Source organism: Helicobacter equorum (assembly GCF_900198655.1).
GTDB lineage: Bacteria > Campylobacterota > Campylobacteria > Campylobacterales > Helicobacteraceae > Helicobacter_F > Helicobacter_F equorum.
In genome coordinates, this window is record NZ_FZPO01000095.1 from 1 (window position 1) to 960 (window position 960).

1 protein-coding gene is annotated in these 960 nt (G+C 34.4%); it reads right to left on the bottom strand.

The window, feature by feature from the left end:
* A partial coding sequence (locus C6H22_RS08555; protein ID WP_104694829.1) for a metallophosphoesterase family protein occupies nucleotides 1-669 on the bottom strand: 669 nt, incomplete at its 3' end.
* Between the last annotated feature and the right edge of the window lie 291 nt (nucleotides 670-960).

The window sequence follows — 960 nt, forward strand, 5'->3', positions numbered from 1 at the left end:
TTTTTTCTTATGAGATTGCAGAATCTCTCCTAATTTGCGTGGGATAAAACCAAGTTTTTCGCAACTAACATTGATACAAAAATCATTGCCACTTTCTTTGGAGTGTAAATGTCCGTGTATATTAAGGGAGCATTGTGCGAGTTTGTAGGTTTCATCTAAAATATCACGCGCTTTTGTGAATCTATCATGCACCTTTCTGTTAAAAACAGGGAAATGTGAAAACATAATCCGCTCATCTTCTATGTCGCATACAATGGCATTGAGATAGAGATTTTTTAGGGATTCTTTACCAAATTTTTGTTTGAGATGATCTTTGATGAGGCGACTTTGGGGAATCTGTAGGCGTAGTTTTTTGCACACACTCCAGGATTTAAGGTTTTGCACATATTCATATTTGCCAATATCATTGTTACCTACAATAAGAAGTTTTGTGCCATTAAGTTTTTTTAGTATCTTATAGCCATTGCCAAAATATAAATCTCCCAAATGCCAGATTCTATCTTTTGGACTTAGGGTTTTATTCCACATCACTATACTAAAGGTATCAAAATTATCAAATCCGTGTGAAAGTGCAGTTTTAAGTCGTATAGGCTCTTTGAGTAATGCCCCTTGGTGTCCAAAATGTGAATCTGAAATCAAAAAGGTATCTTTTGAAATAAAATATGACACGCACACCCTTATGGAATCGAGGATAAATTTGGGTGGGATTGTATACTAAATTGGCTAAAACCTTACTAAGATTCTAGCCTGTAGTGTAAGGTGTGCTAGTATGTATAGCTATGATAGTGTTACGCACAAGATAATCGCAAGGGTTAGGCATAGGTTTTTAGATTTGTTAGTGATTATAATCTTTGAGAATATTTTATGTAGAATATGAACCCTAAAAACCTAAAAATTAAGGAGTTTATGTATGCAAAAATTAGAAATAGGTATGAAGGCGCCAATTTTTCGCACACTAGA